At 40.4% G+C, this 8,685-nt stretch carries 8 protein-coding genes; 3 read left to right on the top strand and 5 right to left on the bottom strand.

Annotated features, from left to right (window positions below; all coding sequences use genetic code 11):
• On the bottom strand, positions 1-942 hold a 942-nt coding region (locus A9239_RS08445), incomplete at its 3' end, for an NOG1 family protein (protein ID WP_176722118.1).
• A gap of 358 nt (positions 943-1,300) precedes the next feature.
• Between A9239_RS08445 and A9239_RS08440 the strand changes: the two genes are divergently transcribed.
• Positions 1,301-2,176, top strand: coding sequence for a CBS domain-containing protein (locus tag A9239_RS08440; RefSeq protein ID WP_048116486.1), 876 nt, complete (start codon positions 1,301-1,303; stop codon positions 2,174-2,176).
• Between the two features lie 178 nt (positions 2,177-2,354).
• Here A9239_RS08440 and hisE read toward each other — a convergent pair whose 3' ends face one another.
• From hisE to A9239_RS08425, 3 genes are all read right to left on the bottom strand, one after another.
• Positions 2,355-2,669 carry a phosphoribosyl-ATP diphosphatase gene (hisE, locus tag A9239_RS08435; RefSeq protein WP_048116490.1) on the bottom strand — a complete coding sequence of 105 codons (315 nt, stop codon included), beginning with the start codon at positions 2,667-2,669 and terminating at the stop codon, positions 2,355-2,357.
• A gap of 86 nt (positions 2,670-2,755) precedes the next feature.
• Positions 2,756-4,042 carry a 3-isopropylmalate dehydratase large subunit gene (locus A9239_RS08430; protein ID WP_218104579.1) on the bottom strand — a complete coding sequence of 429 codons (1,287 nt, stop codon included), beginning with the start codon at positions 4,040-4,042 and terminating at the stop codon, positions 2,756-2,758.
• A gap of 158 nt (positions 4,043-4,200) precedes the next feature.
• Positions 4,201-5,007, bottom strand: coding sequence for a YkgJ family cysteine cluster protein (locus A9239_RS08425; RefSeq protein ID WP_048116496.1), 807 nt, complete (start codon positions 5,005-5,007; stop codon positions 4,201-4,203).
• A 157-nt stretch (positions 5,008-5,164) separates the two neighbouring features.
• Here A9239_RS08425 and A9239_RS08420 point away from each other — a divergent pair, with 157 nt between their 5' ends.
• Positions 5,165-5,668 (top strand): amino acid-binding protein, encoded by a 504-nt coding sequence (locus A9239_RS08420; RefSeq protein ID WP_048116499.1) that lies wholly within the window; start codon positions 5,165-5,167, stop codon positions 5,666-5,668.
• Positions 5,669-5,691: 23 nt separating this feature from the next.
• On the opposite strand, the gene A9239_RS08415 is transcribed toward A9239_RS08420, so the two are convergent.
• Complete coding sequence (locus A9239_RS08415) at positions 5,692-7,272, bottom strand: NosD domain-containing protein (RefSeq protein ID WP_052712878.1); 1,581 nt, start codon at positions 7,270-7,272, stop codon at positions 5,692-5,694.
• A 767-nt stretch (positions 7,273-8,039) separates the two neighbouring features.
• Here A9239_RS08415 and A9239_RS08410 point away from each other — a divergent pair.
• Entirely contained in the window at positions 8,040-8,594 is a 555-nt protein-coding gene (locus tag A9239_RS08410; RefSeq protein ID WP_048116503.1) for a helix-turn-helix domain-containing protein, read from the top strand.
• Positions 8,595-8,685 lie beyond the last annotated feature (91 nt).

Below are 8,685 nucleotides of genomic sequence, written 5' to 3'. Positions count from 1 at the left end.
CATTTGCATGAGCCTGTTCATTACGTCTTCAATTCCTTCTCCGGTAACTGTGGAAATATTAAACTCCACTTCATCCAGTTTCTTGAACTCTGACCTGTCAGCCTTGTTTGAGACCACAAGCAGAGGAAGTTTGAAGTTCTCTCGAATTTCCGCAAGCAGGTGTTTCTGGGCTTCGATTTCGTATCCACAGCTTTCACTGGGATCAATCATAAACATCACAACCGCATCAAGGTAATGAATCGCGGTAATTGCCTGCCTTTCGATATCATTTCTCTCAGACATCGGGCGGTCAAGAAGTCCTGGAGTATCCATGACCTGGTAACGCATACCGTCCCGCATGAAATGCCCGATTGCTACGCCTTTTGTTGTAAATGGATATGGAGCGATTTCAGGGCTTGCACCTGTAATTTTTGAGACGAAACTTGATTTTCCTACATTCGGGTAGCCAGCGATTACAATTGTAGGCTCATCCTGCACATCAGGAAGTTTCCGCAAAATGTTTCTGGCTTCGTTCAGGAAGAGAAGATCCTTGTTAATTGACTTGATAATCGAAGCAAGCCTTCCAAATGCTTCTTTCCGGATAGGCTCAGGGAGATCCGAATTTCTAATTTTCCCAACATAACTTCTTGAAATCTCATGGATCTTCCTGCTGGCCCAGTCCACGGATGCAAGGGACATCTTGAGTTTTTCTACGCCTACAAGGATGTCTGTAATTTCGTAATAAAATCTGGGTAATTGTTCAAAACTTGGGAACCGCCTGACTATATTTGCAAGATTATCCGTCAGAATGTTTGCGGCTGTCAACAGCATGGACTCGTTGGCCCTGAATCGGCTTTCTCTGTCTTCTATGGTTTTCCCGGACATAGCTCGCGCTGACCGCTTAAAGGCTTTATTGATTAATTCCTGGGAAGTGGGAACGGTGTGAATTTTCTCGAAGATCATTATGTTCTAACCCTCTGGGGACCCTGCTAAGTTATATAAACGTTATTATAGATGAAGAATTTCAACAAAATAAATTCGCAAGCGAGGTCTCACAGAGATTCCTGAATGCGATTCCCTGGGAGAAAATTTATTACTCGGTTTTGAATTTATACTTATATGCTGGTGATAAACTCTGATCTAAAATGAAAAACCAGGTAAATATTTAAAGCAGAACCGGACTGTATTTATATTTGTAATATTAATTTGTAATAAGATTTGTAATCATTAATTATGGTAAATATATGCGTTAGCTTACATTATCTATTTATCGATTTTGTACATCATTCTTATAAAGGTATATGAAACTAATGGTGGTAATATGGAACTTACTCCAATTCAAAAAGACATTATTATTGCATTAATCAACCTTCAGCGGCAAAAGGACCGGGCAATCAAGGGAGAAGAAATAGCCGAGGTAATCAAGCGTAATCCTGGGACTATCCGCAATCAGATGCAGTTATTAAAAGCCCTTGGGCTTGTAGAGGGAGTGCCCGGGCCAAAAGGAGGTTATAAACCCACAGGAGCAGCATATGACGCATTAAGAATCCAACAACTGAAAAATGAGTCCGTGGTCCCTCTTTATAGAAATAATGCGTTAGTTAGTGGAGCTACAGCTGCCGATATTAGTTTTACTACGGTCAGGAGTCCTGATGCCTGTAGCGGAGTCGTACGAGTAATCGGAAATACAAAAGAGTTTATAATGGACGATAAGCTTCAGGTAGGCCCCACGCCTGTAAACCGCTTGATAATCCGTGGAGAAGTCACAGGAAGGGATGATACCAATAATTCGATTTTGTTCAATATTACGGAAATGATTTCACTCCCTAAAAAGCATGTCAAACATTATATGAAGTATCCTCCTTTGCTTGTAAATCTCAATGCAAGTATTCAGGAAGCAACGAGGCTTTTTATCCGGAATAACGTTCATGGAGCTCCTGTGGAAGATAAAGGAAAAATCGTAGGAATAGTTACCTACACCGATATTGCCCATGCTATTGCTCAGGGAAAACCCAACGTAAAAGTTAAGGATATCATGACAAAAGAACTTATCACGGTCGATGGGGATATGCAGCTATATGACGTTGTAAAACTATTCCATAAGTATAACGTAGGCCGGCTCGTCGTAACCATTAATGGCGTGCCCAAAGGAACACTGTCAAAAACCGATGTCTTGAATGAACTGGCAGTGTATTAAAAAATTAAGGTTTTTTGCGGCTATTTATACGAAAAAATAAGTTATTAAATATTAGTATAAGTTATTGTAAATCATTAAAAGTTATTATAAACTATGAAAAGTAACTGGAAAAACTCGATGTTTATAATACATCGAATTATCCGGGTTCTCAAACCAGGAGGTAAAAACCTCCAGGTCTTCAATCCCTTTTCATGCTTTCATGTCGGGCACTGAGCTCGGCTGCGATTTCATCAAGGGTAACGTTATTTGCCGCAAGCATTACCAGAAGATGGAAAATAAGGTCTGAACTTTCAGAAACGATTTCTTCATGGTTCTCGTTTCTGACTGCAAGGATTGTTTCAACTGACTCCTCGCCTACTTTTTCAAGAATCTTGTTCATACCTTTACGATGGTTCAAAAGCTTGCAGACGTATGAGCGCTCGTCATAGTTCTGTTTTCGGTCCAGTATGATTTCATATACCCTGTTTAAGATTGATAGGTCAGTATCCGGCATTTTAACACCTGTTTAATTAACACGGACAAATATTTCAAAAATTCGAATAGTGAAAAAATATCCAAAAAAGTAAAAACAGGAAATTTTCAAACTTTCCTTGGATCAGTGATTTCTCCTGTAAGGGCTGATGCTCCTGCAGTTGCAGGGGAAGACAGATACACAAAAGATTCGGGACTACCTTCTCTGCCCTTGAAGTTACGATTCGAGGTTGCAAGGCCCACTTCACCTGCACCAAGCAAGCCGAAAGAGCCACCCATACATGGTCCGCAGCACGGTGATTCTACGATTGCACCTGCATTCATGAGCTTTTCTATATACCCGGCTTTCAAGAGTTTTAGGTACTCTGTCCTTGAAGCAGGAACTACAAGCAGGCGAACACCCTTGGCTACTGGCTCATCGCCCATAATATCAGCCATGATTTTAATATCTTCGAATCTGCCGTTTGTGCAGGAACCCATAAAGATCTGGTCAAGTTTCGTACCCTCTACCTCGGTTACGGGTTTTACGTTATCCACATGGTGAGGGCAGGCTACCTGAGGCTCCAGGTCAGATACGTCGTAGTGCTTGATTCCCACATATGTTGCATCTTCATCGGATTTCCAATATGGGTCAAACTCATAATACATAATCCTCTCTTTGAGGTAGTTTGCAGTTATTTCATCGGCTTCGATGATTCCTGTCTTTCCCCCCATCTCGATTGCCATATTGGACATAGTCATACGTTCGGGGATCGAGAGAGAGTGAATTGTTGAGCCTCCAAACTCGGCTGCCATATACCTGGCACCTTCGACCCCAACATCGCCTATCAGGTGGAGAATAAGGTCTTTTGAGTAAACATGTTTTGGAAGTTTTCCTTCTACTTCAAAACGGAAAGTTTCGGGTACTTTGAACCAGAGTTTGCCAGTGGCAAAAACGGCAGCCATATCAGTAGACCCTATACCTGTAGAAAACGCTCCCAGAGCACCATAAGCACACGTATGCGAATCAGAGCCAACGATAAGGTTTCCTGGCAGCACGTGCCCTTTTTCGGGAAGAACCTGATGGCAAACTCCTTCATATACATCATAATTTAAAATGCTCTGTTCTTCAGCAAACTCTCGAAGCATAATATGATTTGCTGTGGCGTTAATAGAATCTGCAGGAACCTGGTGGTCGAATACGATCACTATTTTCGTAGGATCCCATACTTTTTTCTCTTCTCTGTCCTTCATTATCTCGTAAAAGCCTTTAATTGCTAGAGGACCTGTAATATCGTGAGTCATTGCCAGGTCTATATTTGCCAGCACGAAATCACCGGCTTTTACGGGACTTCCGGAGGCCTTCGAAAATATCTTTTCCGAAACGGTCATCGGACGATTTTCATTACCAGACATCCCGGTCATGGGAGTTACTGGCTCTTTATAATAAATAAATTTAATTGATGATGCAGTTCGACAGAAACTAAAAATCTTTCAGGCTCATGTAAAAACGGAATTAGCTAAAATAAAAGTATCTTAACCAGTAAAATTTGAAGGTTTGCCAATTCTTACTTTTAAACACTAATTTCGGTGCTTCCTCTGCTGTCGTGAACTATACAGGTAAATGTACCATTTTCCTGGCTCTTTTTTGCAAGCTCGAGGCCTTTTTCCCCTCTCCTGAAGTCCACGAAATTCTCATACAGGTTAAGTGTGTCCTCAAGTTCCGAAATATATCTGAAGAGAAGATTTTCTGCCATTTTTCGGCTGTCTTCTATAGAGATCGGGAATCCGACACCTTCACATTCACAGGTCTGTAATCTCAGCCCTTCGATATAAAAAGGATAAGTGCTACAGAGCATAGGGCGCACTGGATAGATCCGGCATTTGTACGTATCTTTTTCAAGAAAAATACAGTCTCCATTTCTCTTCCGTCTGAGGATCCATCCAAAGGCATGAATCTTTCCCTCAAAATCGATACAATCCTTAAGAGATTCAAGAAGTTCCGGAGAAAAAGACTCTTCATTTTCCTCCGATGCTCTGAATGAAGTTTCTGGAGATTCTTCTCCCGATTCCTCTGCCCCATCCTGGATAGGGCCCTCAGTCACAAACGGTCCTGCAACCTCCAGTTTTGAGAGGTCTGTATATTCCCGGATTCTTTCAATTTCGGAAGGAATTACCGCTACCCTGTTGTCCCCGAAAGCCCGCCTGCAGCATTTTCCACAGTTCTGGCAGGAGAAACCGATTTTCCGGATTTCAGATGCAAGGTTTTCCGTGTCAAGTCTGCGAGCCATTTCTATTTCTTTCTTGAGACCGGCAATAAGAAGTCGCTGGTAACTTGTTTTTTCGGACTCCGGCTTATTGTCTGTGCTGGAAGTTTCCATGCAAATACTCGTGCCCTGCTGGTACATCAAATTAACGCAAGCTGCAATTGACGTCAGGAATATTCGGAAATCTCATCCCGAAGCCCCTTTACCCTACTGATAATGGATCATAATAAGAAACTATATATCAGGGAACCTGGTTTAAACTTAAGTTTATATGTGGCAGACATTACTCAAAAAGTTTGAAAAATATCCTGCACAGGCAAAAGTGCTTAAGTTGCTCTTTGAACGCGGGTTTCAGGTAAATAAAGAAGGAAAGGTCACCTCTGGAAGTATTGAGATCGCACATACCCAGCTTGCAAAAGAAGCAGGTGTTGACCGGCGAGTAGTCGACGCAACTACAAAGACCATTATTTCAGATGAGCTTCTGAGCAGAATCTTCAGAAATGTTCATTCCATCCCCTTCCTCAGAGACGTAGCTCCTTCTCTTGGCCTTGGAGTAATCATTATTATCCCGGAAGATGCCGCTGACGTGGGCATCCTTGCGGAGGTTGCAGGCCTGATATCAGGAAGCAAAGTAAGCATCCGTCAGGCTGTTTCGGATGATCCATATTTAACTGATAATCCCAGACTTACAATCATTACCGATAAGAAAGTGCCTGGAGAACTTGTGGACAAAATCCTTGAACTGCCCTCAGTCAAAGGAGTAAGCATTTACTGAATTTTCTAACTGTGAGTATTAACTTATTTTCTTCCTCTTCTAAATGCGGAAAGTCCCAGAGCTATTCCAAGGAATCCGAAAAACATAGCACGCGTAGAAATATTTATTACTTCACTTCTGGACACTGAGTTTTCTGTAAGATTTTTAATAGTATCAGCAAATCTGAGGATTTCGTGCTCTATTGATGGTTCTACTTCTGCAAGCCGCCGGGTTCTAGTAAAAGATAGGGCGAAGTTCTCAATAGACTCAAGGCTTTTCCAGTTCAGAATTCCACTGGTGTCGTTATTCTTGTTTCTGAGGCTTGAGCCTGAATCTTCGGTATTTTTCGGATTAACAATGTATGTGGTATCTTCCGGGCTAATGGTATTTTCGGCAGAGGGCTGGCTTGTCGAGTTAAGGACATGAATAACAACGCAGGTTGAAGAACTGCCATTGTCATTCTTTGCCGTAAGGGAAATTGTATAGTTTCCTGGGCAGCAGAAGGTATGTTTTGGTTCCGGGCAACAAGACCTCTTACCATCCCCAAAGCTCCAGGACAGCGAGTCTGCATTTTCAGAAAAATCAAAAAACTGGATAGTAAGTGGAACATACCCAATTGTCATATTGGCACCGAACTTAGCATCGGGAAGTATGGGAACTGAGGGGTCCGGAGCTTTCAAAACATTTATAGTCACATTGGTAGAGTCGCTGCCATTCTCGTTCGTGGCATTCAGGGTAACCGTATAATTACCCTCATTGACAAAAGTACGTAAAAAGTTCGAAGAATTCGAGATGTCTTGATTTCCAAGGCTCCACAACAGTGAGCTGGCGTTTTCTGAGACATCTGTAAACTCAACCGTAAGAGGCGCGTATCCTACTGTCACGTTGGAAGTAAAAATTGCTTCTGGCATCACGGGAAGTTCCGGAATGAAATTCATTAACGGTCTGTAGTCCCTACTCTTTGTGAGGCGATTTACGGCATATGTAGTGTCGCCGATACCGTCTGTATCCACATCCTGACCTGTATAATCACTCCAGCAGTTGCCTGAGGTCCGGTTCCAGGTATTGAGTTTATCATCCCTGGCATTATTCGTATTATTAAAAAAGTTATTATATATCGTGTTTCCTGAGGAGGTAAACAACTTGATACCACAATCGGCGTTTGAAGTTACTATATTATTACTCAGGGTGTTATCTTTGGACTTAGATAGGCAGATCCCAATTTTGTTCTCCGATATAATATTGTTATTTATGATACAGTTTTGAGCACCATTCAGGTAAATTCCACATTTACTGTCGGTTATTGAGAAACCGCTGATTGTCACATTGCTGGCAACTACCTTGAATACATCGCTCTCTTTATCCGCTCCGGTAATAACTGTATTGTAAGGATTTTTTGAGTCCGAGATTATTGTCAGGTTATCCTGATTGATTTGAATGCTTTCATTATATTCTCCGGGCATCACAAAGATAGTATCGCCCGGCAAGGCATTATCTACTGCTTCCTGAATCGATTCTCTTGGGGAAACATAAATATTTTCTGCTGCACCGGTTTCTGAAATAGGAACCAGAACCAGAAAAATTGCAAATAAGCAGGCCTGTCTGAATGTTCGAATTTTTATCATGTTAACCCACACATCAATTCCGGAATTTACAGAATTATTTTTTAAAAGGATACATATAAAATTGTTGATCTAAAAAATATTGGAAAATAATAATTAAAATTAAAAACTTTAAAATGAACTTCATTGGTCATCGGTTAAGAAATTTTCTTGCCTGAACGCTATCGATTTTGCATTAGAAGCTGGCCTTAAATTTTGGCCTGTTTACTGAAATCGATACCCTGTTCTAGCTCCTAATCTATTAACATATTTAATAAATGTTGGGGGCATTGACGCAATTTATTACGATTTTTCACTTAACCGATGGCCAATAAAATTTCCCCTAAGTTTGAATTATAGAGTTAGGTTTAATTCCAAAATATTATCTGAAGTTTAAAACCTTATCCAGTTAAGCCTGATCCAGTTATGCTAAAATTGTGTTAAAACATAAGTTATAAAGCAAAAATTGAAACAAAGGTTAAAATCAGAAGTTAAAAGATTAATTAGACTTAAACCATTACTTTCCGAAACCTGTATATAACTTTACTTTCCAAAGCCTGTAAAATAACCTTATTTTTAAAGCTGCAGACTCGGTTCTATAGGATTCAGTTCTTCCACAGATTTTTTATAAAATATAACTGTAGGGACTGAATGATAACGTATATCAATTATAATTTTCAATGGATCTGGAAGAAATAAATCTCTGTAAGCAGGTATAAAATCTGCAAAGCCAAAGGTTTTTAAGTAGATCTTAGTTAATTCTTGAAAAATTCAGCTGGAGAATACGTATCATGCAGGAAAAAATAAAAGAAATTGCAGATCGAGTACGTGAACTGCGTGAACTCTCGGATTTCACGGTCAAAGACATGGCAGAATATTTGCAAATATCCAATGAAACTTATGAAAAATATGAAGATGGAACTGAGGATATTCCGGCAAGTATGCTTTTTGAAATTGCGCACAAACTGCGTGTAGACATGGCTACTCTTCTTACAGGGGAAGAGCCGCGCATGAATATATTTACAGTTACACGGGATGGAAAAGGAGTCAACGTTGAGAGGAGGAAGCAGTATAAGTACCAGAACCTGGCTGAAAAATTCATTCATAAAAAGGCTGAATTTTTTATAGTTACAGTTGAACACAAACCACATGGGGAAAAACCTGAGACAAATTCTCACCCAGGTCAGGAATTTAACTATGTGCTGGAAGGAAGCCTGAAGGTCTATATTCACAATAATGAAATTCTTCTGAATGAAGGAGACTCAATTTATTTTGACTCCACTTACGAACACGCTATGGAAGCCCTGGAAGGAAAGCCGGCCAGGTTCCTGGCAGTTATACTGTGATAATCTAATTCGTTAGTGCATCTCGTTTGATGTTATTCGATTCAATTTAACTCAGTGAATTCAATTAGACCTAATTTAATTTGGTTTAATT

This window comes from Methanosarcina sp. A14 (genome assembly GCF_001729375.1).
In the GTDB taxonomy this organism is placed as follows: domain Archaea; phylum Halobacteriota; class Methanosarcinia; order Methanosarcinales; family Methanosarcinaceae; genus Methanosarcina; species Methanosarcina barkeri.
The sequence above is the reverse complement of the archived record's forward strand: the minus strand, read 5'-3'. Positions and strand labels throughout refer to the sequence as shown.